Annotated in this window: 16 protein-coding genes; 3 read left to right on the top strand and 13 right to left on the bottom strand. The window is 66.1% G+C overall.

The genetic code is table 11. The features are described 5' to 3' along the window. Positions 1–7 precede the first annotated feature (7 nt). The 11 genes from SLQ31_RS07180 to SLQ31_RS07130 all read right to left on the bottom strand — a co-directional run bounded on the left by SLQ31_RS07180 (position 8) and on the right by SLQ31_RS07130 (position 10,934). Positions 8–1,327, bottom strand: coding sequence for an LLM class flavin-dependent oxidoreductase (locus tag SLQ31_RS07180; protein ID WP_319430998.1), 1,320 nt, complete (start codon positions 1,325–1,327; stop codon positions 8–10). Next, positions 1,324–1,665 (bottom strand): hypothetical protein, encoded by a 342-nt coding sequence (locus SLQ31_RS07175; protein ID WP_319430996.1) that lies wholly within the window; start codon positions 1,663–1,665, stop codon positions 1,324–1,326. Before SLQ31_RS07175 ends, SLQ31_RS07180 begins: the two co-directional genes overlap by 4 nt. Positions 1,666–1,692: 27 nt before the next feature. Then, positions 1,693–3,255, bottom strand: a complete 1,563-nt coding sequence (locus tag SLQ31_RS07170; RefSeq protein ID WP_319430994.1) for a sodium:solute symporter family transporter — start codon at positions 3,253–3,255, stop codon at positions 1,693–1,695. A gap of 36 nt (positions 3,256–3,291) precedes the next feature. Continuing rightward, entirely contained in the window at positions 3,292–4,464 is a 1,173-nt protein-coding gene (locus SLQ31_RS07165) for an LLM class flavin-dependent oxidoreductase (RefSeq protein WP_319430992.1), read from the bottom strand. After that, positions 4,451–5,386, bottom strand: coding sequence for a cysteine synthase family protein (locus SLQ31_RS07160; RefSeq protein ID WP_319432920.1), 936 nt, complete (start codon positions 5,384–5,386; stop codon positions 4,451–4,453). Before SLQ31_RS07160 ends, SLQ31_RS07165 begins: the two co-directional genes overlap by 14 nt. Positions 5,387–5,631: 245 nt before the next feature. Next, complete coding sequence (locus tag SLQ31_RS07155; protein ID WP_319430990.1) at positions 5,632–6,183, bottom strand: pentapeptide repeat-containing protein; 552 nt, start codon at positions 6,181–6,183, stop codon at positions 5,632–5,634. Next, complete coding sequence (locus SLQ31_RS07150) at positions 6,183–6,749, bottom strand: ATP/GTP-binding protein (protein WP_319430988.1); 567 nt, start codon at positions 6,747–6,749, stop codon at positions 6,183–6,185. Before SLQ31_RS07150 ends, SLQ31_RS07155 begins: the two co-directional genes overlap by 1 nt. Then, positions 6,730–7,086, bottom strand: a complete 357-nt coding sequence (locus SLQ31_RS07145; protein ID WP_319430986.1) for a DUF742 domain-containing protein — start codon at positions 7,084–7,086, stop codon at positions 6,730–6,732. Before SLQ31_RS07145 ends, SLQ31_RS07150 begins: the two co-directional genes overlap by 20 nt. Continuing rightward, positions 7,083–7,496, bottom strand: coding sequence for a roadblock/LC7 domain-containing protein (locus SLQ31_RS07140; protein WP_319430984.1), 414 nt, complete (start codon positions 7,494–7,496; stop codon positions 7,083–7,085). The genes SLQ31_RS07145 and SLQ31_RS07140 overlap by 4 nt, the downstream gene beginning before the upstream one ends. Beyond that, the gene (locus SLQ31_RS07135; protein WP_319430982.1) at positions 7,493–10,087 is read right to left on the bottom strand and encodes an ATP-binding protein; all 2,595 of its coding nucleotides are present in this window, start codon (positions 10,085–10,087) and stop codon (positions 7,493–7,495) included. Before SLQ31_RS07135 ends, SLQ31_RS07140 begins: the two co-directional genes overlap by 4 nt. A 241-nt stretch (positions 10,088–10,328) precedes the next feature. Next, complete coding sequence (locus SLQ31_RS07130; RefSeq protein WP_319430980.1) at positions 10,329–10,934, bottom strand: class I SAM-dependent methyltransferase; 606 nt, start codon at positions 10,932–10,934, stop codon at positions 10,329–10,331. A gap of 56 nt (positions 10,935–10,990) precedes the next feature. Here SLQ31_RS07130 and SLQ31_RS07125 point away from each other — a divergent pair, with 56 nt between their 5' ends. Beyond that, positions 10,991–11,443, top strand: coding sequence for a tRNA (cytidine(34)-2'-O)-methyltransferase (locus SLQ31_RS07125; protein WP_413641913.1), 453 nt, complete (start codon positions 10,991–10,993; stop codon positions 11,441–11,443). 1 nt (position 11,444) lies between these two features. Here the strand turns inward: SLQ31_RS07125 and SLQ31_RS07120 are convergent, their stop codons facing one another. After that, positions 11,445–12,086, bottom strand: a complete 642-nt coding sequence (locus SLQ31_RS07120) for a nitroreductase family protein (protein WP_319430976.1) — start codon at positions 12,084–12,086, stop codon at positions 11,445–11,447. 23 nt (positions 12,087–12,109) lie between these two features. Between SLQ31_RS07120 and SLQ31_RS07115 the strand changes: the two genes are divergently transcribed. Beyond that, positions 12,110–12,520 carry a TIGR03667 family PPOX class F420-dependent oxidoreductase gene (locus SLQ31_RS07115; protein WP_319430973.1) on the top strand — a complete coding sequence of 137 codons (411 nt, stop codon included), beginning with the start codon at positions 12,110–12,112 and terminating at the stop codon, positions 12,518–12,520. Positions 12,521–12,539: 19 nt separating this feature from the next. On the opposite strand, the gene SLQ31_RS07110 is transcribed toward SLQ31_RS07115, so the two are convergent. After that, complete coding sequence (locus tag SLQ31_RS07110) at positions 12,540–15,833, bottom strand: error-prone DNA polymerase (protein ID WP_319430971.1); 3,294 nt, start codon at positions 15,831–15,833, stop codon at positions 12,540–12,542. A gap of 105 nt (positions 15,834–15,938) precedes the next feature. Between SLQ31_RS07110 and helR the strand changes: the two genes are divergently transcribed. Beyond that, on the top strand, positions 15,939–18,158 hold the full coding sequence (gene helR, locus SLQ31_RS07105) for an RNA polymerase recycling motor ATPase HelR (protein WP_319430969.1): 2,220 nt from the start codon (positions 15,939–15,941) through the stop codon (positions 18,156–18,158). Positions 18,159–18,358 lie beyond the last annotated feature (200 nt).

Below are 18,358 nucleotides of genomic sequence, written 5' to 3'. Positions count from 1 at the left end.
AAGTAACTCAGTACTCCTGCAGGCTTTCTCGCAGAGTGGTACCGGGGTAGCGGGTGCGGAAGCGGCCGCGGCGCTGTAGCTCGGGCACCAGCAGCTCGGTCATGTCGTTGAAGCAGCCCGGCGTATCGGTGGCCAGCATCATGAAGCCGTTGCAGCCGCCCTCGTCGAGATACTGTTCCATTTGGTCCGCGACATCGGACGGCGTGCCGACAGCCACCGGTGCGCCCATCGAGACGCCGTAGATCTGCGCGGCCTCGCGCACCGTCACCGGGGCGCCATCCTTGGCCTCCAGGATGGCGTCGAACAGTCCGCGGATGCCCTGCACGTCGGCGTCCACCACGTTGTCGTCGAGGCCGAGGGTGGAGAAGTCGAATCCGGTGTGGCCGGACAGGATTCCGAGTGCGCTCTCGATCTGCACCTTCTCGACGAACTCGGAGTAGCGGTCGTTTGCACGGCCCTTGTCGCGGTCAATGATGGTCTGCAGGCCGTAGATCAGCTTCACCGATTCCGGGTCGCGCCCGGCATTGCTGGCGCGGGTGCGGATGTCGTCGGCGTAGGCCCGCATGCTCTTGGGTGTCGGGAAGATGCCGAACACGGACTCGGCGTGCTTGGCCGCGAATTCACGGCCCTGTTCTGACGATCCGGCCTGCCACAACACCGGCCGCTTCTGCGGCGACGGAGCGACGAAGTGCCGGCCCTTGGACTTGAAGAACTCGCCTTGGAAGTCGACTTCGCGGACCTTGGACGGATCGGCGAAGATACCGTTCTCCCGGTCGTAGACGATGGCGTCGTCATCCCACGAATCCCACAGCTGGTACAGCAGCTGCATGTACTCCTCGACGACCTCGTAGCGCTTGTCGCGCGGCGTCAAGTTCTCCTTGCCCATCGCCTGGAACTCGCTCTTGGAGTATGAGGTGACGATGTTCCAGCCGACGCGGCCACCGGTCAAGTGATCCAGCGTCGAGAGCTGACGGGCCATCATGTACGGCGGCACAAAGGAAGTCGACAGGGTGATGCCGATGCCGAGGTTCTTGGTGAAGGCGCCGACGATTGGCACCACGCTGGCGGGCTCGTGCACCGGACACTGACCGGCGAACTTCACCACCGGATCCGAGTTGCCCTTGTACGTGGTGTAGGGCGCGAGTTCGTCGGCGATGAACATCGCGTCGAAAAGGCCGCGCTCCATGGTTCTTCCGAGATCGCGCCAGTATTCCGGCCGCGACCAGTGATAGCCGACTTTGTCGCGCGGGTGGGCCCACATCGTTGAGGCGTGGTTCATCACGCCGTGCTGGACGAATCCCAGCAGGTGCGCCTTTTTCTTGGTCACGTGGCGGACCCGGCGCGGTCACCGCGCAATTCAAGGACGAACGCCACGATCACCGCCGCGGCGGTACCGAGTCCGCTGAACGCAAGGACATACCAGAAGACGCCGCTGTAGGACGCAACGACCAACAGCACGAACGAGGTCAGGACAGCCAGCGTGGCCTTCCACGTGAAGCCCGGAACCAGTGCGATCTCCGACGAGTCGATTTCGTTGTGGAATGCGTCGACTCCCGTGCCGGCGGCCAACTCTCGCCGGATCCGCAGGAAGCTCAGCGTGCCGACAGTCAGGTAGATGACCGCGAGCACCAAGCCGATACTCGCACCTATGTAAAACAATGTCACGACAGTGCCTTTCGAGTGTTTCGGCTGTTACTGCTGGCCGGCGACGACAGCGTCATCGGGAGCGGGATGCGTCGGGTCCTCGTGCGTCTCCGCGGCCGCAGCTGCGCTGTCGCGTTCGAGCAGTGCCGCCTTGCCCTCAGACAGGCTGTCGAAGTCGAAAACAGTGTTGGCGCGCAAGCTCACCACGACCGAGACGATCGCCGACCCGGCGATCAAGCCGATGATTCCGAAGAGCGGTCCGTAGGTGGGCCCGAGCGTCTCCCGGAGCGGACCGCCGACCGCGATACCCGCAAGCACACCCGCGACATACCCCGTCCCCGTCATGCGCGACCAGAAGATGCTGAGGGTCACCGGAATGAGCAGGCTGGTGCCGTAGAAGTAGACCGTCGTAACCAGATTCACGTAGTCGATACCGGTCAACACCACACCACCCGCGACCGCTGCCGCGACGATCATGCTGCCCTTCGTGATGGTGAGCAGCCTGCGCTCGGACACCTTCGGCCAATAACGATGCACGATATCGACTGCGACCAACGAGGTGACACCGGACAGGGCGCCGTCGATCGCCGCGAAGCACGCATTGACGACCACGAGCGTGTAGAGGGCGACGATGAACACCGGCAGACCGAGACTGGCGATGACGTGCGGGCCGATCGCCCCCGCGCCCAGCGAGCCCAGCTGCGCGGGTGTGACGCCGTAGGCGACGCCGATGAACCCGAGCAGGCCGAGTGCCAGCGGAATGGGGTAGAACCACACGCCTGCCCACAGGAAGCTGCGGCCGAGATCCTTGGGCCTGATCGCCCAAACACGTTGCCAGAAGGACTGATCGGCGATGACGTTGGTCAGCAATCCGAGCGCCAAGGCGAGACCGAAGCTCGCGGCGGTGACGGGATTGAAGGGGTTCAGATGCTGGTCGCCGAGTGCCTCGACCTTGGTGAAGATGAGGTCGGCGCCGCCGGCCTTGGCAAGGGCGAACAGCACGACCACGGACGAGCCGACGCCGAGCAGCAGCGTGTTCAACGTGCCCGTGACCGCGGATGTGGTCAGCCCGCCGAAGTACGAGTAGACGGTCACCACGACGATGCCGGTGATGACGATGCCGACCGGGGTGAGTCCGAAGATCTTGTTCATGACGAGCACCAGCCCGGCGAGGTTGATCATGATGACACCGAGCAGCGCACCGATCAGGAAGATCAGGGTCGCCACACTGCTGATCTTGTTCTGGAATCGTGCGGTGATGAACTCCGCGAGCGTGTATCCGGACGGCATCTTCTGTCGGAGCTTCAACGCGAAGGGCACCATGATGATCACGGCGAGCCCGTTGGGCACGATGAACCAAACCAGGCCCGAGGTGCCCCAGGTGTAGGCCTGAGCGGATGACAGCATCACCGCCATCGACCACGTCCACACCGAGATGAGCGACGCCACCCCGAACCCGAAGCCGAGCAGTCGGCCGGAGATCACGAAGTTGTGGGTCGTCTTGACGGCGCCCTTCACCGCGAGGGCGATGAGCAACAGGACGATGCCCGGACCGAACAGCAGCGCATAGCCCAATGCGCCTGACTGCTGGATGAATTCGAGGTGCGGCACGGCCGGTCTCCTTGTGTGGGTGATGAAGTGGTGAAGTTACGGGTTTGCCGCGGGTTTCCAGCCGAGTTCCGGCGCGATCTCCTCGGCGAAGATTCGCAATCGTTCGACGTTGAGATCCGCTCCAGCAGTGCCTGTCCTGACCGACGGGAACAGCCCGGTGGTCGGGAAGAAGTCGGTGACGAACCCCAACAGTGCGGGATCCTCCTGAAGCTGACGAACGATGTCCGCTGCGGTGCCGGTTCGCGTCACTGTCGCCAGATACTCCTTCGGCGACAGCGCTCCCAGTTGCGGGAAGCGGGCATCCAGAGTCCGTTGCGTGGCCGCCACGTGCGGTCCGAGGTCATTCGCGATCGCGTCTGCACTCTCGCCGTGAAAGGTGAAGCGCTGCGCCCCCACTCGGGCGTCTTCGAGGTTCCCGTGGATTGCCAGCCATTCTTCGAGGTATCCGACGATGAACAGAAGCTGATGGAAGATGACGTGGTCATGGAACGCGCCAATCATGAGCCCGTTACCGTTTCGGGCGATCAAGCGCGCTCTGTCCTCGCTGCTGGCCGTCTGCCACAGGCGGCCCCGCAGACTGGTAACGCTGGGGAAGAGCCGCTTTGGCTCCACGTCCGCTGACGCCTGTTGTCCTGCCACTGAATCCGACGAGGACAGTCGCCCTGAAGACGAGAGCTCAAGAGGAGCATTCGCCGGTTTGGCGAACTCCGTACAGTACCGGCCTTCCAGCAGGTGGTGAAGGATCTCGAGATTGCGGTCGAACAGCTCGTGCCGGGCCGAGAAGTCGACCCCGAACGTGTTGAAGGCCTGCAGATCTCCTCTGGCTCCACCTAGCCCGACCTGAACTCGGCCGCCCGAGATCTCGTCCAGCACCGAGAGATCCTCGGCGAGCCGGATCGGATGTTCGAAGGGCAGGGCGACGACCGCCGTCCCCAGTTGGATCCGCTTGGTCCGTGCCGCGGCAGCGGCGAGCACGACCAGAGGGGATGGCACCCCACCGTCCTCGGGGCTGAAGTGGTGTTGCCCGATCCAGACGCTGTCGTATCCGATTTCCTCAGCGGCGACAATGCTTTCGATGAGCTCGTCGTAGGTGCGCCGCGCCGGCCGGTCCGCTGGGTGGGGTACCTGAGTGAAGAATCCCAGTGTGAATTGCTTACCCGGTTGACGCAGACGCGCCGCGCGCTCTTCCAGCTGCTCAGACGCTGACATGCTCGCGGAGCACTCCGTTCTCGTCGAATGCGTCCTGGAACAGGAAGCTCGATATGTAGCGATCGGCCGAATCCGGCACGAGCGTGACGATCGTTCGGATCGACGGGTCACGGCGTTCGGCGACCTGCCTGGCGGCGGCCACCGCGGCGCCCCCACTGAGGCCGGCGGGAATTCCGGCGTACCGGGCGAGCTCCCTGGCAGTCGCGGCCGCGTCGTGCTCGGTGACCCGAAGGATCTCGTCGACGACCTCGTCTGCGAAATTCGGACTCTTGAAGTTGGGCCCCAAGCCGTAGATCTTGTGCGGATTGAATTCCTCGCCGCTCAGCACCGCGGCGTTGTCCGGCTCGACCGCGAAGATCTTGATGCCCGGATTCTTCTCCTTCAGGAACGATCCGACACCGCTGATCGTCCCGCCTGAGCCGACTCCGATCACCACTGCGTCGACGTCGCCGGCGGTGTCGTTCCAAATCTCGGGTCCCGTGGTCTGCCGATGTATTTCGCGGTTGATCGGAATGATGAACTGGTGCACGAAGAATGCGCCGGGGGTGTTGTTGGCGATTCTCTCGGCTTCCTCCACCGAGCCTCGGACACCGTCTTCCTTCGGTGTCAGGACGAGCTCCGCGCCCAGGTTTTGGATGACAACTTTCCGCTCGTAACTCGTGTCTTCATAGATGACGATGACGACGCGATAACCGCGGGCGGCTCCCGCGGCAGCGAGTCCGATTCCGAGGTTTCCGCTGCTCGCAGCGACGATGGTGCCGCCCGGTTGCAGCTGTCCACTCTTCTCCGCGAAGTTGATCGCACCGACCGAAAGTCGGTCTTTCACACTGGCTGTCGGGTTGTAGTACTCAAGCTTCAACAACAGCTCTGTGTCGCCCACGACGAGAGGGTGGTTCAGACGTACGAGGGGGGTATGTCCCACCGTTTGTGTGACGTCGTCGAAGATTCGTTTCTGGCCGGTTGCCACGTTGTCTCGTATCCGTTTGTTCGTCGTTGTGGAAATCGCACCACAAACCCGGGATGCACTGTCCCATAACGCTATTCGATCTTCCCGGTCAGCGACGACATGGGGATGAGGGGCCATGGGGTCGACAAGAAAACTAGCAACGCCCTGGGGTCTTTGAAACCGATAAAAGCAAGCTGAATTGAATTCGCCGAGGTTACGGCTCACTCACCGCCGACGTCGAGGCCGTGTGAGGCCGCGAAGGCCAGCGCCTGGGGGACATCGATGCGTGCGCCCCGGCAGGCCGCCGTGGTCCAGAGTGTGGGGTCGATGCGCGCGCCCCGCAGATCGGCCTGCTCGAGTCGCAATCCGATGGTGCGCGCCCCGCTCAGGTCGGCTCCCCGCAGCACCGCCTTGCGCAAATCGGCCTGAACCAGGCTGGTTTCCCGCAGCCGACACCCGGACATGTCCACCCCGCGCAGGTCCGCCCCACCCAGGACAGCGAGGGTGAAGTCGACCTCGTCGCAGACGATCGGTCGCAGCCGGCAGTTCTCGAAGGTCGATCCCAGCATGCTGCAGTTGCGGAACGTGCTGTGCCACAGCGTGGTCCGCAGGAACCGGCAGTTGCGAAAGGCCGACCCCAGGTGTGTCGACTCCGACAGGTTGGCGCCGCCGAAGTCGCATTCGGTGAACACCACCCGCTCGGTCTGCAGGCCGGAGAGATCCTCGTCGCGAAAGTCGTGGCCGGTGAACTCGCGGTCGGTCCAGTGCTCCACTAAAGCTTCGCCAGCGCGTACTCGCTGATCGCGACCAGCGCATCGGTGGCCGACTTGCGGTCCCTGGCGTCCAGGGTGATCACCGGCGTGGTATCCGGCAAGGTCAGCGCACGGCGCACCTCATCGGTGGGATACCGTGGCGCGCCGTCGAATTCGTTGACCGCGATCAAGAACGGCATCTTGCGGTGCTCGAAGAAGTCGACCGCGGCAAAGCTGTCCTGCAGCCGGCGCACGTCGACCAGGATGATCGCCCCGATCGCGCCGCGTACCAGGTCGTCCCACATGAACCAGAACCGGCGCTGCCCCGGGGTGCCGAACAGGTAGAGCACCAGATCGCGGTCGAGGGTGATTCGACCGAAGTCCATCGCCACCGTCGTCGTCGTCTTATCCGGAGTGGACTCCAGCACGTCCACCGCCGTGGACGCGTCGGTGACCATCGCCTCCGTGCGCAACGGCATGATCTCCGACACCGCCCCGACGAACGTGGTCTTGCCGGCGCCGAACCCACCCGCGACGACGATCTTCGTCGAGGCGGATGTCCGCCCCTCAGAGGGCTCGTAGGCCACGAAGGGTCCTTCCTATGAGGTCGCGGCGCTCGTCAGGTGACGAGCGGTCGGTCAAAGTGGTCTGTACCCGAAGATAGCCCGCCGTCACCAGGTCTCCGACGAGGACGCGCGCGACGCCGAGCGGAAGATCCAGCAGGGCGGAGATCTCGGCCACTGACGGGCTGTCGCTGCACAACCGGCAGATTCGCCCGCGCACATCGCCGGATGGCCAATGGTGTTGCCCCGCCGACGGCAATGCCTGGATCGGCGCCTCGACCGGAAGCTCGACGGTGGTGTCGGTGCGCCCCGCGGTCAGCGTGTACGGGCGAACCAGGTTCGCCTCGACATCTTCGGTCACGAAGGTTGCGGTGCGCGCCGGGACGAGGAGACGACATTGCCCACTCGCTCAACCAAAACTGCCATCTCGTAACCGATTTGGCCGATGTCACAGTTGGGCGCGGCCAGGGTGGCCAGGTGCGAGCCGTCGCCCACCCGCATCACCAACAGGTAGCCGCCTGCCATCTCCACCACCGATTGCAGCACCTGACCCGCCTCGAAGAGTTGCGCTGCCCCGGCCGCCAGGCTGGCCAGCCCGGAGGTCACCGCGGCCAGCTGCTCGGCACGGTCGCGCGGCAACTGCTCGCTGGCCGCGATGAGCAGGCCGTCGACCGACACCAGCACCGCATGCGAGACGCCCGGTATATCGCGGGCGAAGTTGGACACCAGCCAGTCCAGCGAATTACCCGGCGGGCGTGGTGGATTGGTCATTGGTGTTCTCGTCCGTTCTCTGCCGATCCGGCCTCAATATCGGAACGCGCGGCCCGCACGCCGCCGAAGTGGCTGCTGAAGGATGCTCGGACCGCGTCGGGATCACGCTGTGGAAGTTCGGGGGCTGGCGGCGCATCCTCGACCACCTCGGCGGCGCCGGGCACCAGCCGGGCACCGGGATCGCGAACCGGCAGGCCGTGTTCGGTGTGCGCCTGCACCGGAACGTTCTCCACCTCGGCAGCCGTCTCCCAACCGTTGTCCCACACCGACTTCCAATCCTGGGGCAGGACCAGCTCGTGTGGGTCGACCATGATCTCGTTCAGCATCTTTTGATAGATGAAGTCGGTATCCGTGTTCTCAGGATCGGGCTCGGGCGCCGACAAGTCGGCAGCGAGCACATCCATGTCGCTGATGTCGATGTTCTCCTCGCGCGCCTCCCCGGCGCGAGCACGGGACATGAAGAACGGCGCGGTGTTCGACGGGTTCTCGCGGGCCGGTGCGGACTCCTCGGCATGAGCGAACCACTGCGAGGGCTGCGCGTCGGGCTCGGGTTCGGCGTGCGGCGGTGGTGACCCGGTGATGCCGCTGGAACCCGGCGCGCGGCGCGGCAGGCCGCTCGCCTCGACCGGATCCGAGTCGACGACCGCCGCGGACGGCGCGGCATACAGGCCTTCCTCGCCGGGGGCCGCCGAAGGAGCGTGATAGCGCCGGGCGTCGGCGGGGATCGACGCGCCGTGCTCGAGCAGTTTCGGCGGAATGTAGAGCTCGGCAGTGGTCCCCGAGGACGTCTCTCCCTCCACCGCGTTGCGCAGCCGCACGGTCATCCCGTGCATATGCGCGAGCCGGCCGACCACGAACAACCCCATGTGCCGGGTGTTGTCCTGGCTGACCTCACCACCGGCGTGCAGCCGCATGTTGGCGATCCGCAGGTCGCTGTCGGTCATGCCGATGCCGTCGTCGTGCACCTCGATGAGCAGTCCGGCGTTGCTGGTGAGTTCCGCACTGACTCGCACCGGCGAGATGGGTGGGGAATAGCGCAGCGCGTTGTCGATCAGTTCGGCCAGCATGTGCACCGCGTCGGCGGAGATCCGGCCGACCAGCGCCGAGTCCGGCGCCTCGCCGACCTCCACCCGCTTGTAGTCCTCGACCTCGGAGACCGCGGCATTGACCGCGCTGGCCAGCGGCAGCGACTCCCGGTGGTCGCGGGACACCTGCGCGCCGGCGAGGACCAGCAGGTTGGCGCCGATGCGGCGCATCCGGGTGGCGAGGTGGTCGAGCCGGAAGAGGTTGTCCAGCCGTTCGGGGTCGTCCTCACTCTTTTCCAGCCGGTCGATCAGCGCGATCTGCTGGTCGACCAGCGAGCGGTTGCGCCGCGACATCGTCTCGAACATCTCGTTGATCACCAGCCGCAGCCGCGCCTCGTCACCGGCCAGCAGCAGCGCCTGCGCGTGCAACTCGTCGACCGCGTGCGCGACCTGGCCGATCTCCTCGGTGGTGTAGACGGCCAGCGGTTCGGGTTCGCGTTCGTCGCCGGCACGGACCCTGGCGATGCCCTGCTCCAGATCGGTGTGGGCGACCCGCAGGGCGCCGTCGCGCAGGATGCGCAGCGGCCTGACCAGTGATCGAGCCACCAGGAACACCACCAGCAGCGCGATGATGAACGCCGCCGCGACCAGCAGGGAGTCGCGGATGACTGCGCTGCGCCGATCGCTGGCCTGCTGCTGCACGGCGGTGGTGACCTGCTCGGTGGTGGTCTTGATGACCTGGCCGGCGATGGTGTCGGTGGTCTGCAGCGACTCGCGCAGGTCGGCGTTGCCGACCAGGGCGGCGTCCGGGTTGGACATGATGCCCATTCGACGGACCATCTCGCTCTGCAGCACCTTGGCGTCCTGGGAGCCGACGCCGAGTACCTGGTTCATGCCGAACAACGTCGACGGCTCGGTGCCGGCCAGCGTGATCATCGACGTGCGCAGCTCCGGCTCGGCCAGGTCGCCACCCTGCTCGATGAGCAGCTCCTGCATCAGCATCTGGCCGCGGGCGCCGACGGCGCGGCTCAGGCCCTGGGCCTGCGCGCGGAGCCGCTCGTCGTCGAGACGCACCGAACCGTTGATCGCGTCTTCGGCGGTCAACAGGATCGGCGCGTAGGTGGTGATCCGGTCCCGCAGGCCGATGGTGTTCGCCGACACCGCGCCGACGAGCTGCTGACCACCGGTGAGCAGGTTGGTCACCCCGGTGCGGACATCGGGGTCGACGTCGGTGGAGTTCAGCTTGTTCTGCAGGGTGGCCTTGGCTTTGTCGAATGTGTTTGCTTTCCCCTGGGTGTCCCCGCCGGAGCTGTAGGAGAACAGGACACCTTCCACCGCACTGACATAGCTTTCGATCACCGGGATCATCTCGACGCGATCGGCGGCCACCTGCAGATCTCGCGCCGAATTGGCCTCGCCCCAGAGTCGGGCGCCGGCGAAGGCGAGCGCGAGTACCAGCGGAACGGCCACGATCGCAAAGACTTTGCCCCGCACCGGCCAATTGCGCAGCGACCAACGCGACGGCCGCTTCGGCGGCACGGTTGTCGGTTGTTGAGTCTGATTCATCCGGACTTTCCTGGTCATCGCTGCCCGTGTTGGCGACAACGGAGCTGCGCATAACCCCTGGCAATTCGTCGAGTATGACAGCCCTCTCGCAGCATCTCCAGAGTCGTTACTGAACAGAGAGATACCGGCGCGACCCATTCATTCGCCCCAATGGGGTGTCGAGCAAATTGCGCTGCGGCGCAACTGAGATCATCAACCGATGGTCTATTCGCCGTGTATCGCCACTAATCGAGCGAACGACCTACACGGGCCGGAGTACCGCGACGAGGAATTCGGAGTCGTCGCGCAACGGCCGCAGATCCCAGGACGACAGCAGCAGATCGGGGGTCAATCCAGCATCGGCTGCGTCGTCGAAAAACTGGCTGAACGCATAGTCGCGCCCCGCGCCGAAGCCGATCACCGCTCGCCCCGTGCTTGTGAGGTGGGCACGCAACCGGGACAGCACCCGGACTCGGGTGCTCGGGGCAAGGAACGTCATCACGTTGCCGGCCGAAATGATGATGTCGAACGGTTCGGTGATGCCCCGCGCGGGCAAGTCGAGCTCGGCGAGGTCGCCGACGAGCCACTGCGGCCCGGGGTGGTCCTGCCCGGCCGCCTCGATCAGCGCCGGATCGACATCGACACCGACCACCTGGTGACCGGCCGCGGCCAAATACCCGCCGACCCGACCGGGACCGCAGCCGGCATCGAGAATGTGGGCACCGCGGGCAGCCATCGCGTCCACGAAGCGAGCCTCGCCGGCCAGGTCGTCACCACCACGCGCCATCGCGCGGAAACGTTCGATATACCAATGCGAATGCCCCGGATCGGCCGCGACCTTCTGCATCCAGATACTTGTCTCGACCATGCCGCCAGTATCCCCTCCCATGGCCACACCGAGGAGGCGGCGTTGTGTTCAACGTGATGTTCTATTCGCCGCGTATCGCACCCAATACCGGCAATGCCATCCGGATGGTGGCGGCCACCGGCTGTGAACTTCATCTGGTCGAGCCGTTGGGTTTCGACCTCTCCGAACCGAAGCTGCGCCGTGCCGGGCTCGACTATCACGACCTGGCGTCGGTGACGGTGCACGCCGGCCTCGAGCAGGCGTGGGCGGCAATCGGTGACGCGCGGGTGTTCGCGTTCACCGCGCATGCGCAGCGGTCGTTCGCCGAAATCGCCTACCGGCCGGGCGATGTGCTGCTGTTCGGTCCGGAGCCGACGGGTCTGGACGACGTGACGCTGGCCGATCCGCATATCACCGAACAGGTGCGCATCCCGATGCTGCCGGGCCGGCGGTCACTGAACCTGTCCAACGCCGCGGCGGTGGCGGCTTACGAGGCGTGGCGGCAGCAGGGGTTTTCGGGGGCGGTCTAGCTCACCAGGTGTCCCAGTGGGTGAGCTGCTCGGCCGGCAGCCGCTTGGCGGGCTTGAAGTTGGTGCCCTTGGTGTAGGCGATCGGCCACAACCCACCCTGGGCGTACTGATCGAAGGGGATGCCGAGCAGTTCGGCGGCCTGCTTCTCCCCGTCCCCGATGAGATGCAGCGTCGTGTACGCCGAGCCGAGACCGCGGGAGCGCAGCGCCAACATGAAACTCCACACCGCAGGAATCAGCGACCCCCAGTACGACGCGCTCATCCCCGCCGGCGCGCCGTCCGGGCGGCCTTCCAGGCACGGGATCAGCAACACCGGCGCCTTCTCGAGGTTCGCGTTGAGGTACTTGGCCGAGTCCATCACGGCATCCATCTGCTGGTCGCGGATGTCGCCGCGCACTGGCTTGGGCATGTCGAGGTAAGGCGTGGCATTGGCCCGGTAGATGTCGGCCAGTGCCTTCTTCTTGGCGGGGTCCTCGACGAATACCCACTGCCAGCCTTGAGCATTGGATCCGGTGGGCGCCTGCAGCGCGAGATCCAGACACTCCATCAGCACGTCGCGCGGCACCGGCCGGTCGAAGTCGAGCCGCTTGCGCACCGATCGGGTGGAGGTCAGGAGTTCATCAACGCTCAGGGGCAGTGTCATGAGCTGAGACTACATTCGGCTCCATGGCAATTGAACTGAGTCAAGACGTGCTCGATCGGCTCACCGGAGATGACTACGGCTGGCTGACCACGGTCGCCAAATCCGGCCAACCGGTACCCAAGTTGGTGTGGTTCTTCTATGACGGCACCGACATCGTCGTCTACACCGCGCCGAGCTCGGCCAAGGTGCGCCACATTCAGGCGCATCCCCACGTCAGTCTGAACCTGGACTCCGACGGCAACGGCGGCGGCATCATCGTCGTCGGCGGACCCGCCACCGTCGACAGTGAGGACGCCGACCCTCGCGACGACGCGCCGTACTGGGCGAAATACGGTGCTCTGTCAGATCAATTCGGCCTCACCGACACGATGGGCGGGTTCAACCTGCGGCTGCGGATCAGCATCGACAAGGTGTGGACGACGCCGACCGAGTAGTGCCCTAGCGGCTCAAGCCCTAACGGAAGTCACGCGAGCGGGAGCTCACCTTCAAGGTGATGCGGCCCATCCGTTCGGCCATCACTGTCACTGCCCCCGTGGCATTTTGCACCTGGCCACGGATCAGCAGCGCCGAGGCGGTCTGCGCCAGTTTGCGATGCCGGGTCCACACCCCCGGGGTGCACAGCACATTGACCATGCCGGTCTCGTCCTCGATGTTCATGAACGTCACGCCTTGCGCAGTGGCAGGGCGCTGCCGATGCGTCACCGCACCGGCGATCAGTACCCGGCTGCCGTCGGGCACCTGCAGCAGCCGGTCGGCCGTGAGCACCCCCATCGCGTCGAGATCTTCCCGCAGGAACTGCGTCGGATAGCTGTCCGGCGAGATACCGGTGGCCCACACATCGGCGGCGGCCAATTCCACCTCGGTCATGCCGGGCAGCGCAGGCACGTGCGACGACGAGCCCACACCGGGCAGCCGGCCGGGGCGCTGCGTGGCCGCCGCACCGGCCGCCCACAACCCCTCCCGACGAGTGACCGAAAAACAACCCAGCGCCCCCGCGGTGGCCAGCGACTCGGTTTGCGGCACCGAAAGCTGCACCCGTCCAGTCAAATCCAGCAGTGAGGTATACGGACCGCCGATGTCACGCTGGTCGACGATGCACTGGGCCAACTCGTCACCGATGTGCCGCACGGTGCCCAGCCCGAGGCGCACATCCAGTCCGGAGTTCTCCAGCGTGGGATGCGCCAGGCTGGCGTTGACGTCGGGCCCGTGCACCTCGACCCCGTGCCTGCGGGCGTCGGCAACCAGCGACTGCGGCGAGTAGAAGCCCATCGGCTGGGCACGCAGCAGCGCGGCACAGAACGCCGCCGGATGGTGCAGCTTGAACCACGAGGAGTAATACACCAGCGAGGCGAAGCTCAGCGAATGACTCTCCGGGAAGCCAAAATTGGCGAAAGCTTCCAGCTTCTCGTAGATCCGTTCGGCAACCTCGCCGGTGATACCGTGCCGCTGGGCCATCCCGGCGTAGAACCGGTCCCGCAGCCGTCGCATCTTCTCGGTGGAGCGCTTGGACCCCATGGCCCGTCGCAGCTGGTCGGCCTCGGCGGCCGAGAAGCCCGCGCAGTCCACCGCCAGCTGCATGAGCTGTTCCTGGAACAACGGCACCCCCAGCGTCTTTCGCAGCGCAGGTTCCATCGACGGATGGTCATAGGTGACGGGTTCCAGTCCGTTGCGTCGCTTGATGTAGGGATGCACCGAGCCACCCTGGATGGGCCCGGGGCGAATCAGCGCCACCTCCACCACGAGGTCGTAGAACACCCGCGGCTTGAGCCGCGGCAGGGTGGCCATCTGGGCGCGCGACTCCACCTGGAACACCCCGACGGAGTCGGCCTTCTGCAGCATCTCGTAGACCGCCGGTTCGGTGAGATCCAGCTGAGCCAGATCGACCTCGATGCCCTTGTGCTCGGCGACCAGGTCGATGACGTAGTGCAGCGCCGAGAGCATGCCGAGGCCGAGCATATCGAATTTGACCAAACCGATTGCCGCACAATCGTCTTTGTCCCACTGCAGCACGCTTCGGTTCTCCATGCGAGCCCACTCCACCGGGCACACGTCGGCGATCGGGCGGTCGCAGATCACCATGCCGCCGGAGTGGATGCCCATGTGCCGCGGCAGGTTCTTGATCTGGGTTGCCAGATCGACCACCGGTGCGGGGATGCCCTCGACGTCCGGCGAATCGGCTCCGGAGTGCCAGTGGCTGATCTGCTTGCTCCAGGCATCCTGCTGTCCTTGGGAGAAGCCGAGCGCACGAGCCATGTCGCGCACCGCGCTTTTGCCCCGATAGGTGATGACGTTGGCGACCTGTGCGGCGTAGTCGCGGCCATAGCGCTCGTAGACGTACTGGATGGCCTTTTCTCGAAGGTCCGATTCGATGTCGATGTCGATGTCGGGTGGTCCGTCGCGGGCCGGGGACAGGAACCGTTCGAAGAGCAGTTCGTTGGCGATCGGGTCGACGGCGGTGACGCCCAGCGCGTAGCACACCGCGGAGTTGGCCGCCGATCCCCTTCCCTGACAAAGGATGTCGTTGTCCCGGCAGAACCGGGTGATGTCGTGGACCACCAGGAAATACCCCGGGAACTTCAACGTGGCGATGATATCGAGCTCGCGCTCGAGCTGAGCGTAGGCCTCCGGCGCGCCGGATCGAGGCCCGTAGCGCCGGGCGGCACCGACCATCACCAGCTCACGCAGCCAGCTGTCCTCGGTGTGCCCGTCGGGCACATCGAACGGGGGCAGCTGCGGGGCGATCAGTGCCAGTCCGAAGGCGCACTGCTCGCCGAGATCAGCTGCGGCGCTGACAGAGTCGGGATAGCGGGCGAACATCCTCGCCATCTCGTCACCGGAGCGCAGATGTGCGCCGCCCAGCGGGGCCAGCCAACCGGCCGCTTCATCCAGCGACTGGCGCGCCCGGATCGCCCCCATGGCCATGGCCAGCCGACCGCGACTCGGCTCGGCGAAGTGGGCGGCGGTGGTGGCGACGACGCCGACCCCGAACCGCGGTGCCAGCGCGGCCAGCGCGGCGTTGCGCTCGTCGTCGAGCGGATCACCGTGGCAGGTGAGTTCGATGCTGACCCGGTCGCGACCGAAGCGGTCCACCAGATCGGCCAATGCCGCGGCGGCCGCCTGTGGCCCGCCCTCCGAAAGAGCCTGCCGGACATGGCCTTTGCGGCAGCCGGTGAGGATGTGCCAATGCCCGCCCGCGGCCTCGGTGAGCGAGTCGTAGTCATAACGCGGCTTGCCCTTCTCGCCGCCGGCCAGATGCGCGGCGGACAGCTGACGAGACAGTCGGCGATAGCCCTCCGGGCCGCGGGCAAGCACCAGCAAGTGCGGACCGGGCGGGTCGGGCAGCTCGGTGCGGGGGGTATTGCTCAGCGACAGCTCGGCACCGAAGACGGTGCGCATGTCGAGCTCCTTGGCCGCCTCGGCGAATCGCACCACGCCGTAGAGGCCGTCGTGATCGGTCAGCGCGATGGCCCGCAGGTCGAGCCGGGACGCCTCCTCGACGAGCTCCTCGGGGGTGCTGGCCCCGTCGAGGAAGCTGTAGGCCGAATGCGCATGCAGCTCGGCGTAGGGCACGGCCGAGCGCAGCGGGCGCTCCCCCGGCGGTTCGTAGGGTTCCCGGTGGCGTGACCAGGCCGGGCTGTCTCCGCCGTCGGCGTGCGGCTCCCCGAGCGACAACCCCGGCCTGCGAGGCTTGCCGTTGAGCACCCGCTCCATCTCCGACCAACTCGGCGGCCCGTTGAACCAGCTCATCCGGCGAGTTTATCGAACATATGTTCTACGCGGGAGTTGCGGACTCAAATAGGGACGAAGATGGACGCCGGAAGTGACGACGATATTGCGGAGGAACCGACAGGTATGCCGACTGACGCGTACGAGCACGAACTGGAGTCCGAACGGGACTACCTGGCCGGACTCTATGACTGGCTCGACGCTAAGCGCATGCGGGTCAAGGCTCAGTACCGTGCCGCGCTCGGGGGGCCGATCGACGTCCAGGACGGCGGAACCCTGGTTGCCCGCGACGCCGAGGTGCGCGCGCTGGCCCGATCGGTGACGCGGTTGGACGTGGCTGACCAAGGGCTGTGTTTCGGACGACTGGACGCCATTTCGGGCGAACGGATCTACGTCGGCCGCATCGGCATCCTCGACGAGCACCACGACCACGAACCGCTGCTGCTCGACTGGCGGGCACCGGCCGCGCGTGCCTTTTATGTAGCCACCGCCGCCAGCCCCGAGGGCATGCGCCGGCGTCGCCAGTTCCATTCCATCGGACGACGCCTGGTCGATTTCACCGACGAGGTCTTCGGCCGCCCCGACCCCGGCGCCGGCGACGACAGCCCCTTCAGCAGCGATGCGGCCCTACTCTCGGCGGTCAACGCGCCCCGCGGAGAGGGCATGCGCGACATCGTGGCGACCATCCAGTCCGAGCAGGACGAGATCATCCGGCTCGATCATCCGGGCGTGCTGGTGATCGAGGGCGGCCCCGGCACCGGCAAGACCGTGGTGGCGCTGCACCGCGTCGCGTACCTCCTCTACACCCAGCGGAAGCGGATCGAAGGTCACGGGGTGCTGGTCGTCGGCCCCAACCAGGCGTTCATGAACCACATCGGCCGCGTGCTGCCGTCGCTAGGCGAGTCGGAGGTGGTGTTCATGACGGTCGGCGATCTGCTTCCCGGACTGAATGTCACCGCCGAGGACACCCCAGACGTCGTCCGGATCAAGGGCTCTCGCGCGATGGTCGACGTCCTCGCGGCAGCGATCGCGGACCGCCAACGGCTGCCCGAGCAGCCATTGGAGATCCCCTTGGCCGACGTCACGATGCGGATCGCCGCCGACACCACCCAGTGGGCGATCGACGAAGCGCGCGCCACCGGGCTGCCGCACAACGCGGCCCGCGCGGTGTTCCGGGAGATCATCACCTATGTCCTGACCGAACGCGGGATCGCCCGGATCGGCCGTGGCTGGCTGACCCGCGACAATCGCGAAGCCTGGGAGAAGGTGCGCACCGATCTGCTCTCCGAGCTCGACGAGAGTGACCGGTTCGCCGCCGCCCTCGACGAACTCTGGCCGGTCCTGACGCCGGAGGACCTTTTGGCCACGCTATACACGTCGGTCGAGCGGCTACGCGCCGCCGGCGCCGACCCGGCGCTATGGCGGGAAGTCGGTGCCGCCTGGACAGTGTCGGATGTGCCACTGCTCGACGAACTGGTCGACCTGCTGGGTCGCGACAAGCGGGCCGACGAAGCCGCCGAACGGACACGCGAAGCCGAAAAGGAATACGCCGCAGGAGTTTTGGAAAACATGGTCGCCCACGAGGATCTGATGGACGACGAGGATCATCTGCTCGCGCAGGACTTGATCGACGCCGAAGGCCTCGCCGAGCGCTACCTCGAGCGCGACACGCGCGATCTCGCCGAACGTGCCGCCGCCGACCGGGACTGGACCTACCGGCACGTCGTGGTCGACGAGGCACAGGAGCTCTCGGAGATGGACTGGCGGGTGCTGATGCGCCGCTGCCCGAGCCGGTCCTTCACAGTGGTCGGCGACCTTGCGCAACGCCGTTCGATGGCCGGGGCGACGTCGTGGGCCGAGATGCTCGAGCCGTACGTACCCGACCGGTGGGTGTACCGGTCACTGTCGATGAACTACCGCACCCCCGCTGAGATCATGACCGTCGCTGCCGCGGTTCTCGCCGACTTCGCGCCCGATGTCCGGGCACCGGAGTCGGTCCGCGCCTGCGGCATCCGCCCCTGGTCTCGTCAGGTCACCGCGGACGGCCTATCGGCCGCGATCGAGGAGTTCGTGGCCGAAGAAGGGGCCCGGGAGGGCACCAGCATCGTGATCGGGCCGCCGGGCGTGCCCGGAGCCGTCGCGCCCTCGGAAACCAAAGGTCTGGAGTTCGACGCGGTGCTGGTGGTGGAGCCGGACCGCATCCTCGCGGACGGACCGCGCGGTGCGGCCGAGCTGTATGTCGCCCTCACCCGTGCCACCCAGCGGTTGGGTGTGCTGTATTCGGGCTCGCTGCCCGCGGCGCTGACTGGGCTGGCGGATTCCGTCGGCCACGGCACGCGCAAATAGCGGCGTACGCGCTGAGTAAGCGCAGGCGAGGCTGGGCCGCCCTGCGACTCTGATCACCCTAAATAGGGATTATTGACAGATCTGGCAAATATCTATGCCGCGACTGCATGCTGCTGGAATGCTCACCCACAGCGGATTCCCAGCCCCAGGGAATGGAAGCCGACGATGCCCCGTCGCCGGTGCCGCCATGAAGGAGAACC

The organism is Mycobacterium sp. RTGN5, assembly GCF_033804465.1.
Classification (GTDB): domain Bacteria; phylum Actinomycetota; class Actinomycetes; order Mycobacteriales; family Mycobacteriaceae; genus Mycobacterium.
This window is presented reverse-complemented; position numbering and strand designations above follow the sequence as displayed.